The following is a 17,135-nucleotide window of genomic DNA, read 5'->3' on the forward strand; positions in this document are numbered from 1 at the left end:
GCGCCTCTCCTGCGCTGGTCCATGTGTGTGTCATTCCGCCGACATCCCGCCATCGACCGAGAGGGTGGCCCCGGTGACGTAGGAGGCCTGCCCGGAAAGCAGCCACAGCAGCGCCGCGCACACCTCCCCGGGCTGGCCGATGCGCCGCATGGGCACGCCGTCGTCGTACAGGTGGTCGTCGCCGCCGGTGACGCGGTCGAAGCTCGGCGTCTTGATCGGCCCGGGGCAGAGGGCGTTGACGCGGATGCCGCGGGTCGCGTAGTCCAGCGCCGCGGCGCGGGTGGCGCCGACGATGCCGTGCTTGGCGGCCACGTAGGCGGCGGTACGCGGCATCGCCTTGAGGCCGAAGATCGAGGCGTTGTTGACGATGGAGCCGCCGCCGGTGCGCAGCATCGCCTCGGCTTCGAACTTCATCATGTAGAGGACGCCCTTGAGGTTGATGTCGACCACCTCGTCGAGTTCTGCCAGGGGCGTTTCGTGGATGTCGTGGAACGCGCGCTGCAGGCCGGCGTTGTTGAAGGCGCCGTCGAGCCGCCCGTAGCGCTCCACGGCCAGCGCCACCAGCGCGCGGCAGTCGGCGGGGCGGGACACGTCGGTGGCCAGGAACAGCGCCTGGCCGCCGGCCGCCGCGATCTCATCGAGCACTTCCGCCCCCGCCTGCGCATCGCGGTTGCCCAGCACCACCCGGGCCCCCGCCCTGGCGAGCGCCAGGCAGGCCTCGCGGCCGATGCCGCTGCCGCCGCCGGTCACGACTATCACCTTGTTGTCCAGATTCATGCTTGCTCCTCCAGGGAAAGCGGCCGGCGTCAGGCCGGCGGGATGCGCCCGAGCACGGCTTCGAGGGCGATGCCCACGGCCAGCAGGCGGCGGTCCGAGCCAAAGGGCGCGTCCAGTTCCAGGCCCACCGGCAGCCCCGTGCGCGGGCCCAGCCCGATGGGCAGCTGGATGCCCGGCAGGCCGGCGCTGGCGGCCGGCTCGGTGTTCTGGATCAGCCGCTCGAAGAACTCCGGCAGGTTGACCTGGTTGCTGGCCGGCGGCGCCACTATGGGCGTGGTGGGGAACACCAGGGCATCCAGCCGGTATTGCTCGAACAAGTCCTGGTAGTGCTCCTTCAGCGCCGGGCGGGCAGTGTTCCGCGCCGCCTCGTAGAGCGGCGCGACGTCCACCAGCCCGCCCTTCCCCGGCGCCTTGCGCGGCAGCACCCACTGCTCGTAGATGGCGCGCACGTCCGGGCTGTGGATGTCCCGGGCCAGTTCCTCGATGCTGATGCCCGGCCCCTCGTCGCGCAGGTAGGCGACCATCGAGTCGTAGGCCTCGTGGATCACCACCGGGAAGCCGACGGCGCGGTTCAGTTCCTGCAGGCGCGTCCCGGGCAGCTCGACGAGGCTCACGCCATGGCTGGAAAGCTTCGCCAGGGCGGCCTCGGCCACCTCGCGGACGTCGTCGTCGAGGTTGCTCCAGAAGTCCTCGACGATGCCCAGGCGCAGCCCGTCCAGGCTCACCGGCGGCAACGCGTATTCGTCACTGATCAAGGCATCGAGCAGGGCGACGTCGGCCATGCACAGGGCCATGGGCCCCACGGTGTCGCGGCTGCGGGCGATGGGGATCACGCCTTCGCTGGAGTAGCGGCCGGCGCTGGGGCGCAGCGAGGAGCAGCCGTTGAGCGCACAGGGGATGCGCATCGAGCCGCCGGTGTCGGTGCCCAGCGCCGCCAGGGCCATGCGCGCGCCCAGTGCCGCGGCGCTGCCGGAGGACGAGCCGCCGGCGATGCGCTCGCTGTCGTAGGCGTTGCGCACGCCGGGCTGGCTGCCGGTGTTGAAGGCGGCGTTGTAGCCGGTGGCGCCGAAGGCCAGCTCGTGCATGTTGGTCTTGCCCAGCAGGATCGCCCCGGCGTCGCGCAGGCGCTGCAGCGTCGGCGCGTCCTGGCGCGGGACGAAGCCGGCCAGCGCCGGCGTGCCGGCGGTGCATGGCAGGCCCGCGGCGTGGATGTTGTCCTTGACCACGATGGGAATGCCGGACAGCGGCTTCTGCCGCCGCCCCGCGCGGCGCGCGGCGTCGGCGGCCTTGGCCTCGGCCAGCGCGCCGTCGCCGTTGAGGGTGACGTAGACGTTCAGCTCGCGGCCGTCCTCGGCGCGGTCCAGGCAGGCGCAGACCAGTTCGGTGCTGCTCAGTACGCCATCGAGGAACGCCGTGACGGCTTCGGCGATGGTCAGGTCGGCAAGGCTCGGGGAGTCTTGGAAGAGTTTCATGCGGTGGCTCCGTTCAACGGCTGAACGCCTCGTCCTTGAGTCGCTCCGGACTGGGATAGGCAAGCTTGCTGTGGGCGAGGCCGAGGTCGAGCAGCACCTCGCACAGCTTGTAGGCGATGACGCCGGGGTTGAGCACCGGGACGTCCAGGTGCTGGCTGAGGAAGGCGTGGGACTGGTGCATGGTGGTGGAGCCCAGCACTATCACCTCGGCGCCGTCCTCGTGGATGGCCAGCCGGGCGGCGTCCAGCAGCTTGGCGAAGACCACCTCTTCCTTGCCCTGCAGCAGGGCCTCGGTGTCCGGGCGCACGTCGATGGAGCGCAGCGAGGCCAGCCGCGATTCGAGGCCGTACTCCCTGAGCGTCTTGCGGTACAGCGGGAACCACCGCGGCCACATGGTCAGGACGCTGAACTTGTGGCCCAGGGCGCAGGCCAGGTGGAAGGCGCTCTGCCCCGGCGCCAGCACCGGGATCGACAGCCGGGCGCGCAGCGCGGCCAGGCCCGAATCGCTGACGGTGTTGATGCACACGGCATCGAAGCCCTCCTCCTCGGCGCGCATGCCGGCCTCGATCACCGCCAGCTCCATCAGCACCATGTCGTAGTAGCTGTCGGCCAGGGTCGAGACGCTGCCGGCGCCGACGAAGCACACCTCGATGTCCGGGCGTTGCAACGCAGCCGGCAGCTGGGACTCGACCAGGGGCCGGGTCTGCTCGCTCAGCGGCACGGGGAAGATCATTTTCACGCGCTTGCGCATCTGCGTTCTCCCTCAGAGGCCCAGTTGCTGGCGTGGACGGGTCAGGGTATCGATCAGCGCGTAGAGGATCTTGCGCGCGCAGGGCATCAGGTCGGGCACGTAGGTCGCGCCCATGCCGCCCAGGCCCTCGGCCACCGGCAAGGGCGCGCCCTGCGCCGGCCACGGCCAGCCGATGCGCGCGGTGGGCACGCCGTAGCGGCGCAGCGCGGCGCCGTCGGTCTGGCCGCCGAGCCAGTCGGGCGTGCCGTGCGGGCGCCGCTCGATGTGCTCCCAGCCGCGCTTGCACGACTGGACGATCCAGTTCTGCGGGTCGGTGCTGCCGCCGGGCACGGAGCCGTACATGTCCCACTCCAGTTCCAGGTCGGGGCGCCGCGCCTGCAGGTCGCGGACGAATGCGGCGAACTGCGCCTTGACGTCGCCCGGGCTGCTGCGCGGGTTGATGCGCACGTCGAAGAAGATTTCGGTGACCGCCGAGGGGAACGCCGGGCGCTCGACGTCGCCGCCGCGGATGCCGGCGATCCAGCCGTGGGGCTTGACCACCCCGGAGGTGTTGCGCTCGGCGTAGTCGATGATCCATTGCTCCAGCTCGCCGACCACCGCCGCCGCCGGCACCACCGAGCTGCGGAAGCCCGGGGTGCCGCGCGGCACCCCGGCATAGCCGAGGCTGCCGTAGACGCGCAGCTTGAACCAGGCCATGCCCGGCTCCTCGTGGTACACCCAGTTCCACGGCTTCATGATGATGGCGAAGTCCGGCGCGGCGCCGCGGTTGAGCAGATGCAGCACGCCGTTGGACATGCCCGAATGCTGGCGCGCCGAGATGTCCACCGGCATGCCGCCGTCGGCCAGCCCCAGCAGCAGGTCGCCGGTCAGCGGCACCCCGGCCTCGATCAGCGCGGTGGCCACTTCGGTCAGGGTGGCGATCATGCCCTTGGGGTTGGAGGCGCCGAGGCCAAACACCCAGTCGTCGACCTGCTGGGCCTTGGGCAGCATGTCGGCCTGCCCGGCTTCGCCGGTCAGCAGCTTCTCGGCCTCGTCGCATTCCAGGTGGGTGTCCAGCGGCGCGTACAGCATCACGCTGGCGCCGCCGCCGCTGCCGCGCAGTTCGCCCAGCACGTTGCCGCTGGTGAAGCTCATCGGCTGGTAGCGGGCGGGCATGCCGATCTGCTTCAGGTGGGCGGTCATGAACTCGCCCACGGCCCGGGCCGAGCCGGTGGGGCTGTGGATGTCGGTGATGGCGAACAGCAGGTCCTGCAGGCGCCTGGCGTCGAGCCTGGCGCAGGCCTGCTCGTACCATTTCATCTGCTCGGCGGAGAACGGCATGGAGGTGGTGGGTTGCATGCTGGCGCCCTCAGTGGCTAGCGACGAACTGTTCGCTGAAGATGTTTTCGGGGGCGACGCCCAGCTCGATCAGCCGCGCCGTGGCGGCATCGATCATCGGCTGGGGGCCGCACAGGTAGGCCACGCAGTCCGGGCCGCTCACGTCGCCCTCGCGCAGGGCGCTGACCGGGCTGCCGTGGTGCAGGCCCTCGCGCGGCTCGCGGTCCACGCAGATGCGCGCTTCCAGGCTCGGCAGCCACTGCTTGCGCAGCTCGATCTCGCCGAGGCCGAACAGCACTTCCGGGGTGGCGCAGCCGAAGCTCAGGAGCATCGGCGGCTTGCGCCCGCCGAGCTTGTGCAGGGTGTCGATCATCGACAGGATCGGCGCCAGGCCGGTGCCGCCGGCGACGAAGATGTGCGGGGCGCGGCGCTTCTCCTCGCGCAGGAAGAAGGCGCCGTAGGGGCCGCTGAGGGTCAGCACCTCGTCGGGCCTGACCTGCTCTTCCAGGTAGCTGGACATGGCGCCGCCGGGCAGCAGGCGGATGAGGAACTCCAGCTTCGGCAGGTCGGCGGGGGTGCTGGACGGCGAGTAGCTACGCAGCACCTCGAAGCCCGGCACCTGGATCTGCATGAACTGCCCGGGACGGAAGTCCAGGCATTCGCCCTCGGCCAGTTCCAGGCGCAGGCGCACCACGTTGCTGGCGATACGCTCGGCCGAGTCGACGAAGGCATGCACCTCCCCGGCCGCGCCCGAGCCGACCTCGCTGCCGTAGGCCAGCTCGAAGGTGCAGTCCGTTTGTGCCTGGCACAGGCACAGCAGGCGCTGGCCGGCGGCGTACTCGCTGGCCAGCAGGGTGGAGCTGGCGCCGGGGCGGGTGACCGCCTCGCCGTCGGCTAGGTGGGCGATGCAGCTGGAGCAGCTGCCGGAACGGCACTGGTACAGCAGCGGCACCTGCGCCTTCAGGGCGGCGTCGAGGATGCTGGCGTCGGCCGCGACGCTGAAGCTGCGGCTGACGCCGTCGGAGAAGTTCACGGTGACTTGGTGTGTCTGGTCTTTCATGAGTGGGGTCCCACGGGATACGTCGATGGTGCGGTGGCCCGGCGCGCCGGCGGCGGTCCGGCCCGCCGGCTCAGTCCTTGTGGAAGAGCGCCAGCTTGTTGCCGTCCGGATCGCGGAAATAGGCCATGTAGAAACCCGGGAAACGCTCGCCGGGCCGTCCTTCGTCGCTGCCGCCCAGCGCCAGGGCCAGCTCGTGCAGCTGCTCCACCCGCTCGCGGGAGCCGGCCGCCAGGGCGACCATGTTGCCGTTGCCCGGCTGCGCGGCCTGTTCGTCATAGGGCGTGCAGACGCCCAGCATCGGCTGCTCCGGGGTCCGCCCGTAGAGGCTCAGGCGCGGGGACTCCAGCAGCGCGGTGGCGCCCATGGCGCCGAGGAAGGCGCCGTAGAAGGCGCGGGCGCGTTCCAGGTGGTTGCTGCCCAACAGCGTGTATCCAATCATTGCAAGGCCTCCGGAGCAGGCAGGGCGTCTTTCGTTGTCATGGCCCGATCATAGGAACCGGGGGTGGCGCCCACACTCCAATGGGTTCCCCGGTTATCCCGCCAGCGCAAATAAACCCAGCGCCGCAGGAGGAGAAACGGCGGCCCCTCCCGGGCCGCCGTGCGGGCCCGCTAGGCGCTCTGCGCGTGGGCCAGGTCCTGGTAGCGCCCGCGGTGGAACAGCAGCGGCCGCATGTCCGGCTCGGGCGCTGCCATGCGCAGCACGCGGCCGACCAGGATCAGGTGGTCGCCGCCGTCGTAGCGGTGCTCGGTGGCGCACTCGAACACCGTCAGGCAGCCCGGCAGCAAGGGCACGCCGCCCACGCCGGTGCCGACCTCCAGGCCGGCGAACTTGTCCGTCGAGGCCTGGGCGAAGCGGTCGGACAGCGCCCGCTGCCCCTCCCCCAGCACGTGCACGGCGAAGTGCTCGGAACCGGCGAACGCGGGGTAGCTGTAGGCGGACTTGCTGATGCTCCACAGCACCAGCGGCGGCTCCAGCGAAACGGCGTTGAAGCTGTTCGCCGTGACGCCGATGGGCCAGCTCTCGCCGTCCAGGGTGGTGACGATGGTGACGCCGGTGGCGAACTGGCCGAGGGCCTGCCGCAGTTGGGCTCTTTCGATCATGGCAATGCCTCCGCTCAGAACGCCACGCCGTAGCTCACCGACAGCCAGTGCTGGCCCATGTACGGCGAGGTGACCGCATCCGGGCCGGCGCCCTCGCCTTCCACCTTGTCCTTGAAGGAACGGGCGTAGGCCAGGGACAGTTCGTGGCCGCCGGTGAAGCGGTAGGTGCCGCCGAAGGTCACGTGCCTGTGGTTGGCGGCCGGCGCCAGGATGCCCAGGTAGGTGTCGTGGCCATCGAGCAGCTGGTTGGCGTCGTTGTAGCCGGCCCGCAGCGTCAGCCGCTGGTTCAGGTCCCAGGCCGCGCCCACCCGCCAGATGCGCTGGTCGCGCCAGCCGAAGCCAGGCCCGTCGGAGTCCCCGGGGGCGCCCGTGGCGCGGCTCACGCCGGGGTTGCCGAGGGACCTGACGTCGCTCCAGTAGACCTTCTGCATGTCCGCGGCGAGGGTCAGCGGGCCATGCTTCCAGGCCACGCCCAGGGCCCAGTTGGACGGCATGTCGAGGTCGCCGCCATCGGCCAGCAGCTTGTCGAAGCGGTGCATCTTCGACATGTAGCCGCGGGTGGCGTAGCTGGCGCCCAGGCTCCACTCAGGCGTCAGCTGGCCCATCCAGCCCAGCCGCAGGCCGGCGCCATAGGACTCGTCGCGCCCCTGGGGCAGGCCGATGCTGGCGGTGCCGTCGATGTCCAGCACCTGGCGCAGCAGCATCAGGCCCACGCCGACGCTGTGCCGCTCGTTGAGCTTGCGCGCGTAGCTGGCGGTGGCGACCATCTGCTGGAACTGCGAGCCGGGGTTGCGCAGCCCGCCGAAGTCGGCGTCGCGGGCGTAGGCGGTGCCCACGCCGTTGCCGACCACCGAGATGCCCAGGCTGCTGACGTCGTCGAGCATTTTGTTGGCGCCGAACTGCGGGATCACGTACAGGTCCCGGTCCTTGGAGCCGCTGATCGTGGTGCCGGCGAACTCGGCGCCGTTGTCGGCCTTGAGGAAGGCGGCGCCGACGTCCAGGCGGTCGCCGACCGCGACCATCCCGGCCGGGTTGGAGGCGCCGGCCAGCGAGTCCTGCGGCAGGGCGATGACCACCCCGCCCATGCCCTCGGACTTGACGCCGTAGCCATGCGGGAAGGTGCCCTGGGTGGCCCAGGCGGCCTGCAGCGGCAGTAGGCAGGCGACGAGCGCGCCGGCCGCTTTGTTGTGCTGTACGGGCATGGCGGTCACCCTCGCGCGGCGCTGAAGGAGGCGATGAAGCGCTCGGCCTCGGCGCTGTCGTAGTACCAGGGCGCCAGGCTCTTCGGGTCGTCGAAGGCATTGGCCACGGCGGCGGCCAGCGCCGGGTCGGCGGCACAGGCGGTGAACACCTTGAGCACCGATTCCGGCGGCGGCAGCAGGTGGGTGTTGGTGAAGCGCGCGACCCACTGGGCGTAGTCCCAGTAGCGTTCGAAGGTGGCGTTCTTCCAGGCGTCGTCGAAGGGCGCCTGCCCCTGTTCGAGAATGGCGTCCAGGTAGACGCGGGCGCACTTGCTGGCGTTGTTCGAACCCTGCCCGGTGATGGGGTCGTTGAGCACCAGCACGTCGGCCATGCCCAGCACGGTGCGCCCGGACGGCAGGTAGCCGATGGGCTTGCGCACGGTGGGCGTGACGCGCCCGACCAGGATGCCAAGGTCGTCGGTCAGCCGCAGGTTGCGGCAGCGCGGGGCCTCCCAGGGAAAGAAGCGCTCGATCAGCTCCACGGCCAGGGCCAGGTGTTCCGCCGGCGTGCTGACTTCCGCCCAGCGGTCCATCGGGCCGCCCTCGATGCATTCGAGGTTGATGATGTCCCCTGCCCCGCTCAAGGTCAGGCAGGGGAAGTTGACGTATTCGCCGATGCCGGGGTTGATGCTGATGTTCAGCGCGCTGTAGTCCTCGCGGGGCAGCATGCCGTGCACGTAGGTCAGCGAGATGGTGCGCATGGGGCGGTCGAAGGTGCTGCGCTCGGCGTCGCGCTCGAACAGCTTGCCGATCTCGCCCTTGCCGCTGGCGACTATCACCAGGTCTGAGGCGGCAGCGTAGCGCTCCAGGTCCTCCAGCCCCGCCTCCTCGATCAGCAGCCGGCCGCCCAGGCGCTCGAACTCGTGCATCCAGCGCGGCATCTTGATCCGCTGGTCGACCGACTGGCCGGGGGCCTTCATCGGCGCGCGCCAGTCGACCATCAGGCCCTCGGCGTTGCCGGCGCGCATGTGCACGCCCACGGTGGGCGGACAGCTGTCGTCCCAGAAAGCCAGGCCCAGCTCGCGTTCGAAGCCCAGGGCCATGTCGTACATCGACTGGCTGGACAGCACCCGGCCGGCGGCGATGTCCGCGGCGCTGCGGTTGGAGACCAGGGTGACGTCATGGCCTTGCTTGAGCAGGCCGATGCCCAGTTGCAGCCCGGCCTGTCCGGCACCGACGATAGTTATTCTTCTCATGCGGTCCTACTCCATCATCAAGTTTGGCGGTGGCTGCGGGTGCAGCCACGGCCGTCAATGTGGAGCAAGGCGGATACAGCGAATATGCAGGCCCTGCAGCGATCATGCGAATACTGCAAGAAGCTCGCGGGGGCCTCAGGCACGGCCCCGGGCCAGGGTCTGGCGTGGCGTCTCGGCGTAGCGCTGGCGGTACTCGATGGCGAAGCGGCCGAACTGGAAGAAGCCCCAGCGGGCGAGTATCTCGGTCACCCGAGCGGGCTGGCGCGGGTCCTTGAGGTCCTGGTGCACGCGCTCCATGCGCACGTCGCGCAGGTAGCGCATGGGGCTGACGCCGAGGAAGCGCTGGAAGCCGTGGTAGATCGAGCGGCCGCTGACGCCGGCGATGGCCGCCAGCGTCTCCACGCTGATCGGCTGCTCGGCGTGGGCCTGGATGTAGTCGACGGCCCGCTTGACGTGGCGCGGCAGGACCTGGGCCGAGGGCTCGCCGAGCCGCTCGCTCAAGGTATTGGGCTGCCAGGTCAGCAGCGTGGTCATCAGCGTCTGCTCGAACTGCGCCCTGACCAGGGGCATCTCGAACAGCTGCGGGGCACGCTGCAGCACGTCGAACAGCTGCCGCGCCGTCTGTCCCCAGACCGCCCCGGCGGGGTTGCGCAGGTCCATCAGCGGATGGAACGCCAGGGGCTGGCGCAGGTCGTGGTCGAGCAGCGCGCCGGCGTGCCGTTCGAGGGCGCCGCGCTCGATGCGCACCACCAGCTTCTGGCAGTCGCCGCTCCAGTTCATCTCCAGGCTCTCGTCAGGCGCGTGGATGCTGCCGTGCAGGCTATCGCTGAGCAGCTCGCGGCGGCCGATCCGCTGGCGGTCGTGGCCGGCGAAGGGCAGCTGCACCAGGTAGAACGAGCCCAGCTCGCCGGGGCGGATGTGCACCTCGGCGCCGTAGCGCATGCTGCTGAAACTCAGTTGTTCGGTACGCAGGTGCTGGTGCCGGTAGTCCAGGCGCGTCGCCGCCTGGCGCAGCTCCAGGCGGTGCTCGCAGAACACCGAGGCCACCAGCCGGCGCGTCTCGTCGAGGTCCTGCGAATGCAGCAGCGCATCGCGGTTCAGGTGGCAGCTGTCGGGCACTGTCGTCATCTTCGCCTCCCAAGGGAAATCGCCATGCCAGGTTCCCGCTTCGCCGCGCCGGCCCGCACGCGCCTACCCTACCCCGCGAAGCGCCCTGCCCGGTATGGGCTGGAAAAAAATCCCGTGCCCAAGGGCACGGGCAAACCAAGGAGCTACATAAGGAGCTACAGAAAACCGGCGGGCGATGGAACTAGGCGCCCGCCGGCAACAACACGATGCAACCCGAGGTGCGCCGGGCCTCCAGGTCACGGTGCGCGGCGGCGGCCTGCTCCAGCGGATAGCGCTGCATGACCGGAATCCGCACGTCGCCCCGCGCCACCCTGGCGAACAGCTCGTCGCTGAGCGCCTGGGCCCGTTCACGGCTCGACACGTGGTGCCACAGGCCCTGGTAGGTGAGGTACAGCGAACCCTTGCTCACCAGTTGCAGCGGCGCGATGGCCGGCGCGGGGCCGGAAGCGTCGCCATAGGCCACCAGCAGCCCGAACGGCGCCAGGCAGTCGAGGGACTTTTCGAAGGTGTCGCGGCCGACCGAGTCGTACACCACCTTGACGCCGCGCCCGCCGGTGATTTCCCGCACCCGCTCGACGAAGTCCTCGCGGCGGTAGTTGATCGCGTGCGCGGCGCCATGCTCCAGCGCCAGCCGGCACTTCTCGTCGCTGCCGGCGGTGGCGATCAGCTGCAGGCCGAGCGCCCTCGCCCACTGGCAGGCGATCAGGCCCACGCCGCCCGCCGCCGCATGGAACAGCACGCTATCGCCGGGGTGCAGCCCTTCCACCGGGGGCAGCGCGTCAGCAGGTAGCAGGCCGTCCAGCCCTTGAGCATCATCGCCGCGCCGGTCTCGAAGCCGATCGCGTCCGGCAGCCGGCAGACCGTCATCGCCGGCATCAGCCGCACGTCGCAGTACGCGCCCGGCGGGAAGCCGGCGTAGGCCACGCGGTCGCCTGCGCGCAGGTGCTCCACGCCGGCGCCGACCGCCTCGACCACGCCGGCCCCTTCCATGCCGAGCTGCAGCGGGAACGGCAGACCGTACAGGCCCTTGCGCTGGTAGATGTCGAGGAAGTTCACGCCGACGGCGTGGTGGCGGATACGCACCTCGCCCGGGCCGGGCTCGCCGACGGCGACCTCGACCACGCGCAGCGCCTCCGGGCCGCCCGGCTGGTCGATGCGGATGACTCTGCCCGTGTGCAGGCCCATGTCTCTCCTCCCCTTCGAAGGTGGGGCGGACGCTCCCTTGCGGGAACCTCCGCCGGGGTACGTTTCAGCGTTTGCCCAGCGCCGCGGCGATTTCGTCGAGCACCCGCGGGTCGTCGATCGTCGCCGGCACCACGGGCGTCTGGCCATCGGCGAGGGCCCGCATGGTGGAGCGCAGCACCTTGCCCGAGCGCGTCTTCGGCAGGCGCGCGACTATCAGCACGGTCTTGAACGAGGCCACCGCGCCGATCTGCTCGCGCACCCGCGCGATCAGCTCCCGTTCGAGGTCCTCCGCCGGGCGCCGGACGCCGGCCTTGAGCACCACCAGGCCCAGGGGCAACTGCCCCTTGAGCGGGTCGGCGACGCCGATGACCGCGCATTCGGCGACGTCCGCGTGCCCGGCCAGCGCCTCCTCCATCGCCCCGGTCGAGAGGCGGTGGCCGGCCACGTTGATGATGTCGTCGATGCGCGACATGATCCAGGCGTAGCCGTCGGCGTCGAGGTAGCCGGCATCGCCGGTCAGGTAGTAGCCGGGGTAGCGCGCCAGGTAGTTGTCGAGGTAACCCTGCACGTCGTTCCACAGCGTCGGCAGGGTGCCCGGCGGCAACGGCAGCTTCAGCACCAGGTTGCCGATCTGCCCGGCGGCGACCGGCGCGCCCTCGGCGTCGAGCGCCTGCAGGTCGAACCCCGGCACCGGTACGCTGGAGGAGCCCGGCTTGACCGGCAGCGCCTCGATGCCCTGGCAGTTGGCGATGGCCGGCCAGCCCAGTTCGGTCTGCCACCAGTGGTCGACCACCGGCACGCCGAGCAGCGACTGGGCCCAGGCGATGGTGTCGGCGTCGGAACGCTCGCCGGCGAGGAACAGCGCCCGCAGGCAGCCGATGTCGTGGTGCCGCAGCCGCTCGCCCTGGGGGTCTTCCTTCTTGATCGCCCGCAGCGCGGTGGGCGCGGTGAAGAAGGTGCTGACGCGGTGCTGGGCGATCACCCGCCAGAACGCCCCGGCATCCGGCGTGCCCACCGGCTTGCCTTCGTAGAGCAGCGTTGTGCAGCCGAGCAGCAGCGGCGCATAGACGATATAGGAATGGCCGACCACCCAGCCGACGTCGGAGGCGGCCCAGAAGACCTCGCCCGGCTTCGCCGCGTACACCGCGCGCATCGAGTAATGCAGGGCCACGGCATGGCCGCCGTGGTCGCGCACCACGCCCTTGGGCTTGCCGGTGGTGCCGGAGGTGTAGAGCACGTACAGCGGGTCGGTGGCCGCGACCGGCACGCAGTCCACCGGCTGCGCGGCGGCCATGGCCGCCTGCCAGTCGAGGTCCCGCCCGGGAACGAGTTCGGCCCGCAGCTGCGGGCGCTGCAGCAGGATGCAGTGCGCGGGCTTGTGCGCCGACAGCACGATGGCCTGGTCCAGCAGCGGCTTGTAGGCCAGCGTGTGGGTCGGCTCGATGCCGCAGGAGGCCGTCACCACCAGCTTCGGCTGCGCGTCCTCGATGCGCTTGGCCAGCTCCGGCGCGGCGAAGCCGCCGAACACCACCGAATGCACCGCGCCGATCCGCGCACAGGCGAGCATGGCGATCAGCGCCTCGGGCACCATCGGCATGTAGATGACCACGCGGTCCGAGCGCTCCACGCCCAGCGCCCGCAGGCAGCCGGCGAAGCGCGCCACCAGGTCGCGCAGCTCGCGGTAGCTGTAGGTTTCGCAGCGGCCGCTGACCGGGCTGTCGTAGATCAGCGCGGCCTGCTCGGCGCGCCCGCCCTCGACGTGGCGGTCGAGGGCGTTGTAGCAGGTGTTGAACTCGGCCCCGGCGAACCAGCGGTACAGGGGCGCCCGGCTTTCGTCGAGCACTTCGTCCCAGGGGCGGTGCCAGTGCAGGTGCCGCGCCTGCTCGGCCCAGAATGCCCGCGGCTCCGCCAGCGAACGGCGGTGCTCCTGGCGGTAGTGGCTGTCGTCTTTCTGCCCGGCGCTGGGGCACGCATGGATTTCGTTCATTTTGTTGTTCTCTGGGTTGCATCCGGGCCCGTACCCGCCGCGAGAAACACGGCGCCGCAGGCTCAGCCCGATCTTATGAACCGCCCTTGCCCCGCACACTCCCGTGGGCGGGGCCTTTATCCCGGCAGCGCAAGAAAGCGCTCAGATGCCCGGCGGGTGCCTGCGGTGCCAGTCGCTCACCTTCTGCAGCGCCATGCCCGCCCGGCACAGCACGGCCTCGCCGCCCTTGCCGGCGATGAACTGGCACCCCAGCGGCAGGCCTTGCGGGGTGAAGCCGCAGGGCAGGCTCAGGCACGGATGGCCGCTGACGTTGAAGGGCGCGGTGAACTGGATCAGCCGGCGATTGGCCTCCGCGTCCAGCGCCAGGGCCGCCAGTTGCTCGTGGCTCGGCGCCGCGTAGGGCTGCACCGGGGCCAGCAGCAGGTCGACCTGGGTCAGCAGGCTTTCCAGCTCGCCGGTGAAGCGTTGCGCGGCGAGCAGGATGCGCTGGTAGTCCATGCCCGAAAGCGCCCGCCCGCCGTCGATCAGGCGGCTCAGCGCCGGCCCGTATTCCGCTGCGTGCTGCGAGTAGGTGGCGGCATGGGCGACGGCGGTCTGCACGCCGCAATGGGCCTCCCAGTTGGCGCTCACCGCGCGGGTGTCGGGCATGCGCACGCGCAGCAGCTTGCCGCCGCCCTGCAGGACGATCTCCATGACCTGTTGCAGCGCCCGCTGGATCAGCGGGTCGACGCCGTCGCTCAGCCAGGCCTCGTCCACGCCGATGCGCAGGCCCTGGAACGACTCGTCCAGGCCGGGAATCTCCAGGCACACGCTGGGCAGCGAGGTGGGGTCCTGCGGGTCGTGGCCGGCGATGGTCGACAGCAGGAACAGCGCATCGCGCGCGCTGCGGGTGATAGGGCCGATGTGGTCGAGGCTGGCGGCCAGCTCGAAGCAGCCATGCCGGCTGACCCGCCCCCAGGTCGGCTTCAGCCCGGTCAGGCCATTGGCCGCGCAGGGGAAGCGGATCGAACCGCCGGTGTCGCTGCCCAGCGAGGCGTAGCAGAGCCCGGCGGCGGTGGCCACCCCGCAGCCGCTGGAGGACGCGCCCGCCCAATGCCCGGCATGCCAGGGGTTGTTCGGCGCGACCAGGCTCGGGTGGTGGATGGCGAAGGCGCCCTCGGTCATCTGCAGCTTGCCGAGCAGCACCGCGCCGGCCTCGCACAGGCGCGCGACCACGGTGGCGTCCTGCTGCGGCACGCGGCCGCGCAGCAGCGGCATGCCGGCGCAGGTCGGCACCCCGGCGGTGTCGAAGAGGTCCTTCACCGCGATGGGGATGCCATGCAGCGGGCTGCGGCATTCGCCGCGCATCAGCTCGCGCTCCGCCTGGCGGGCCTGTTCCAGGGCCAGTTCGGCGGTGACGCAGGCGTAGCTGTGCAGTTGCGGCTCCAGGCGCTCGATGCGCGCCAGCTGCGCCTCGACCACCTCCACCGGCGACAGCTTGCCGCTGCGGATCAGCCGCGACAGCTCGTACATTTCCAGGTAGTGCAGTTCGCTCGAGGCGTTCATTCGTGCCCTCCGATGAAGGTCAGCGCCAGCGCATTGAACTCGTCCGGCGCCTCGCTCTGCAGGTGGTGCGCCAGGTTGCCCAGCACGTGCAGGCGGGCGTCGGCGAACTGGTTGAGCATCAGCATCGGCACGTCGACGCCGCCGAACCAGTCGTGCAGCCCCCAGCAGATCAGCGTCGGCGCCAGCACCCGGGAGAACACCGGCATCAGGTTCTCCCACTCGCCGAAGGCCCCGGGGGTCTGCAGCAGCGCGATGAAGCCGGGGTTGGCGCTGGCCTCGAAGCGCAGGCGCAGGGTCTCCTCGTCGAGGCGGGCGTCGTCATGCAGTTCGTAGCGGCGCATCAGCGCCGCCATCTTGTCCAGGCTCGGCCCGCCGTCGGCCAGGTAGTAGTCGCTTATCAGCCCGGCGGCGTGCTTGCTGAACAGCGGCAGCGGCTGCATCACCCCACGCTCCACCGGTTGCGAGCCGATCAGCAGCAGGCTGCCGACGCGCTCGGGATGCTCGGCGGCGAAGCGGATCGCCACGCAGCCGCCGAAGGACTGGTTGACCAGGTGCGCCCGGGCGATGCCCAGCGCATCCATGAAGCCCAGCAGCTTGCGCGCGTGCCAGCTGAAGACCGGGCCCTGCACCGGCACCATCGCGGACTGGCCGAACTGCGCCAGGTCGAGGAAATAGCAGCGGTGCCGCGCGCAGAAGGCCGCGGCGCTGAGGCGGAAGTTGCTCCAGGCGGTGCAGCCCGGGCCGCCGCCGTGGGTGAAGATCACCGGCGGGCGGTCGCTGGGGCCCTCGACCAGACGGTAGTGCAGGCGCACGCCGTCCAGCGTGACGAAATGGCTGCTGGAGCCGGGTATCTGCGGCATGGGGGTTCCCCTGGGAAGGTGACCCGGCCTGGAGCGCAGGCCGGGTCGGGCTGGCGGTCAGTCCTTGATCTGCTCGACCTTGTACCCCGGGCGCTTGCCGTCGGCGGTCTGCTTGAAGATCAGGCTGGTGTCCTTGACCGCGCCGGCCACGCCGCGGCCGGGCTTGGCGATGCCGCGGTTCCAGCGCGAGGCCAGCTTGCGCCAGGTGATCGGCGAGACGTCGGTGGCGACCAGTTGTTCCTCGTCCCAGCCGGTGCCGTCGTAGTAGAAGTTCTGCATGGCCTCGCGGGCGTACAGGTCGCAGTCGTTGAAGCCGTGCAGGCACAGCGGCTCGTAGACGCGGTCGAAGCGGTACTGGTGCTTGGTCCGCTCTTCCTCGGTGTTGCACACGCGGACGATGATTTCCCAGTACTCGTGGGTGTCGTCGGTGATGGGCACGTACCACTCGTACTGCGCCATGTGGTCGCCCGGCCAGTTCTCCACCATCAGCACGCCCGGCAGCACCACCGAGGTGCGGTAGAAGCGGCCGTTGACGCCCTCGACCTTCAGGCCCAGTTCCTTGTTCTCCAGCACCGGCGCCCACTTGTCGGTGAACAGCCACTGCATCAGGCCTTTCGGGCCGTTCTCCTCCTCCACCACGCTGATGCAGTCGTCGCCGGTGGGCAGCAGGCCCAGCGGCAGGACCCAGTCCATGGCATGGACGATGGTGTTGTCCTTGTGCACCAGGATGTGCGCGTTGTCGAAGCCGTTCTCGCAGGCGATGCGCCAGTTGCCGAAGCCGGTGCGGTGCATGCCCAGCACCACCGCGTTGTCGTCCAGCAGGCTCGGCGAGGCCGGCCACAGCGGGTGCGGGAACTGCTCGCTGCGCTCGGGGAAGCGGAACGGCAGGTCCTGGGCCAGGGGCGGCACGTCCTCGTCCGGGTAGTCGTCCTCGCGGACGAAGACGAAGATCATGCCGTTGACCTCGTGCACCGGGTAGGTGGTGACGCCGGTGGTGCCGATCAGCTTGTCGTCCGGGTTGGCGACGATGGTCACCAGCTTGCCGCTCTCCAGGTCGAAGGTGAAGCCGTGGTACCAGCAGGAGATGGTGTTCTTGGTGAAGCACATGGGTTTTTCCGAGAGCCGCACGCCACGGTGCAGGCACTGGTCCTTGAGGGCGAACACCTTGCCGTTGGCGCGGCGCAGCACGATGGGGATGCCGCAGATCTGGATGCCCTCGACCTGGTCCTCGACCAGCTCGTGGCTGAACAGCGCCGGGTACCAGTGGTTGATGAAGCCCCAGGCCGCATCCTTGTAGGGCTGGTACTGGCTCTGGGTCTTGGCGTTGTTGACGCGGGCATCGCTGATGCCGGTCTTGACCTGGCGGCGGCGGATGATCGGTTGCTCGGACATGAAGGGACTCCCCATTGGCTGACTGGACAGGCGCCGCGCCATGCGGCGCGCTTGCGGGCCATCCTAGAAAGCCGCTCCCCGGCTGACGCTCCCGCAACCGAGGGCGTTATCCCCGCAGCGCAG

The 17,135-nt window shown here is 70.4% G+C and carries 14 protein-coding genes and 1 pseudogene; all 15 read right to left on the minus strand.

What is annotated here, in order from left to right; all coding sequences use genetic code 11:
- Nucleotides 1-30: 30 nt before the first annotated feature.
- On the minus strand, nt 31-777 hold the full coding sequence (locus PM1_RS16990) for an SDR family NAD(P)-dependent oxidoreductase (protein WP_009619918.1): 747 nt from the start codon (nt 775-777) through the stop codon (nt 31-33).
- 29 nt (nt 778-806) lie between these two features.
- Nucleotides 807-2,249, minus strand: a complete 1,443-nt coding sequence (iaaH, locus tag PM1_RS16995; protein ID WP_009619917.1) for an indoleacetamide hydrolase — start codon at nt 2,247-2,249, stop codon at nt 807-809.
- A 13-nt stretch (nt 2,250-2,262) separates the two neighbouring features.
- Nucleotides 2,263-3,000 carry an aspartate/glutamate racemase family protein gene (locus PM1_RS17000; RefSeq protein ID WP_009619916.1) on the minus strand — a complete coding sequence of 246 codons (738 nt, stop codon included), beginning with the start codon at nt 2,998-3,000 and terminating at the stop codon, nt 2,263-2,265.
- A 12-nt stretch (nt 3,001-3,012) separates the two neighbouring features.
- On the minus strand, nt 3,013-4,338 hold the full coding sequence (locus PM1_RS17005) for a M20 family metallopeptidase (RefSeq protein WP_009619915.1): 1,326 nt from the start codon (nt 4,336-4,338) through the stop codon (nt 3,013-3,015).
- A gap of 10 nt (nt 4,339-4,348) precedes the next feature.
- Nucleotides 4,349-5,377, minus strand: a complete 1,029-nt coding sequence (locus PM1_RS17010) for a ring-hydroxylating dioxygenase ferredoxin reductase family protein (RefSeq protein WP_009619914.1) — start codon at nt 5,375-5,377, stop codon at nt 4,349-4,351.
- A 70-nt stretch (nt 5,378-5,447) separates the two neighbouring features.
- Nucleotides 5,448-5,816 (minus strand): VOC family protein, encoded by a 369-nt coding sequence (locus PM1_RS17015; RefSeq protein WP_009619913.1) that lies wholly within the window; start codon nt 5,814-5,816, stop codon nt 5,448-5,450.
- A gap of 170 nt (nt 5,817-5,986) precedes the next feature.
- Nucleotides 5,987-6,478 (minus strand): flavin reductase family protein, encoded by a 492-nt coding sequence (locus PM1_RS17020; RefSeq protein ID WP_009619912.1) that lies wholly within the window; start codon nt 6,476-6,478, stop codon nt 5,987-5,989.
- Between the two features lie 14 nt (nt 6,479-6,492).
- On the minus strand, nt 6,493-7,680 hold the full coding sequence (locus PM1_RS17025) for an OmpP1/FadL family transporter (protein WP_009619911.1): 1,188 nt from the start codon (nt 7,678-7,680) through the stop codon (nt 6,493-6,495).
- A 5-nt stretch (nt 7,681-7,685) separates the two neighbouring features.
- Nucleotides 7,686-8,915, minus strand: coding sequence for a styrene monooxygenase/indole monooxygenase family protein (locus PM1_RS17030; protein ID WP_009619909.1), 1,230 nt, complete (start codon nt 8,913-8,915; stop codon nt 7,686-7,688).
- Nucleotides 8,916-9,050: 135 nt separating this feature from the next.
- Nucleotides 9,051-10,043, minus strand: coding sequence for an AraC family transcriptional regulator (locus PM1_RS17035; RefSeq protein WP_009619907.1), 993 nt, complete (start codon nt 10,041-10,043; stop codon nt 9,051-9,053).
- 181 nt (nt 10,044-10,224) lie between these two features.
- Nucleotides 10,225-11,228 (minus strand): annotated as a pseudogene (locus PM1_RS17040) (quinone oxidoreductase family protein).
- A gap of 64 nt (nt 11,229-11,292) precedes the next feature.
- The gene (locus PM1_RS17045; protein ID WP_009619901.1) at nt 11,293-13,215 is read right to left on the minus strand and encodes a propionyl-CoA synthetase; all 1,923 of its coding nucleotides are present in this window, start codon (nt 13,213-13,215) and stop codon (nt 11,293-11,295) included.
- A gap of 141 nt (nt 13,216-13,356) precedes the next feature.
- On the minus strand, nt 13,357-14,760 hold the full coding sequence (locus PM1_RS17050) for an amidase (protein ID WP_024128394.1): 1,404 nt from the start codon (nt 14,758-14,760) through the stop codon (nt 13,357-13,359).
- Nucleotides 14,757-15,620 carry an alpha/beta fold hydrolase gene (locus PM1_RS17055; RefSeq protein WP_009619899.1) on the minus strand — a complete coding sequence of 288 codons (864 nt, stop codon included), beginning with the start codon at nt 15,618-15,620 and terminating at the stop codon, nt 14,757-14,759. The genes PM1_RS17050 and PM1_RS17055 overlap by 4 nt, the downstream gene beginning before the upstream one ends.
- 57 nt (nt 15,621-15,677) lie before the next feature.
- Entirely contained in the window at nt 15,678-17,012 is a 1,335-nt protein-coding gene (locus PM1_RS17060) for a Rieske 2Fe-2S domain-containing protein (protein WP_009619897.1), read from the minus strand.
- Nucleotides 17,013-17,135 lie beyond the last annotated feature (123 nt).

Source organism: Pseudomonas sp. M1 (assembly GCF_022760135.1).
Lineage (GTDB): Bacteria > Pseudomonadota > Gammaproteobacteria > Pseudomonadales > Pseudomonadaceae > Pseudomonas > Pseudomonas citronellolis.

Excerpts from the sequence above, each read along its gene's own strand:
- PM1_RS17035 (WP_009619907.1), bottom strand. The coding sequence starts at position 10,043 with ATGACGACAGTGCCCGACAGCTGCCACCTGAACCGCGATGCGCTGCTG.
- PM1_RS17055 (WP_009619899.1), bottom strand. The coding sequence starts at position 15,620 with ATGCCGCAGATACCCGGCTCCAGCAGCCATTTCGTCACGCTGGACGGC.
- PM1_RS17025 (WP_009619911.1), bottom strand. The coding sequence starts at position 7,680 with ATGCCCGTACAGCACAACAAAGCGGCCGGCGCGCTCGTCGCCTGCCTA.
- PM1_RS17005 (WP_009619915.1), bottom strand. The coding sequence starts at position 4,338 with ATGCAACCCACCACCTCCATGCCGTTCTCCGCCGAGCAGATGAAATGG.
- PM1_RS17050 (WP_024128394.1), bottom strand. The coding sequence starts at position 14,760 with ATGAACGCCTCGAGCGAACTGCACTACCTGGAAATGTACGAGCTGTCG.
- PM1_RS17030 (WP_009619909.1), bottom strand. The coding sequence starts at position 8,915 with ATGAGAAGAATAACTATCGTCGGTGCCGGACAGGCCGGGCTGCAACTG.
- iaaH (WP_009619917.1), bottom strand. The coding sequence starts at position 2,249 with ATGAAACTCTTCCAAGACTCCCCGAGCCTTGCCGACCTGACCATCGCC.
- PM1_RS16990 (WP_009619918.1), bottom strand. The coding sequence starts at position 777 with ATGAATCTGGACAACAAGGTGATAGTCGTGACCGGCGGCGGCAGCGGC.
- PM1_RS17015 (WP_009619913.1), bottom strand. The coding sequence starts at position 5,816 with ATGATTGGATACACGCTGTTGGGCAGCAACCACCTGGAACGCGCCCGC.
- PM1_RS17060 (WP_009619897.1), bottom strand. The coding sequence starts at position 17,012 with ATGTCCGAGCAACCGATCATCCGCCGCCGCCAGGTCAAGACCGGCATC.
- PM1_RS17000 (WP_009619916.1), bottom strand. The coding sequence starts at position 3,000 with ATGCGCAAGCGCGTGAAAATGATCTTCCCCGTGCCGCTGAGCGAGCAG.
- PM1_RS17010 (WP_009619914.1), bottom strand. The coding sequence starts at position 5,377 with ATGAAAGACCAGACACACCAAGTCACCGTGAACTTCTCCGACGGCGTC.
- PM1_RS17020 (WP_009619912.1), bottom strand. The coding sequence starts at position 6,478 with ATGATCGAAAGAGCCCAACTGCGGCAGGCCCTCGGCCAGTTCGCCACC.
- PM1_RS17045 (WP_009619901.1), bottom strand. The coding sequence starts at position 13,215 with ATGAACGAAATCCATGCGTGCCCCAGCGCCGGGCAGAAAGACGACAGC.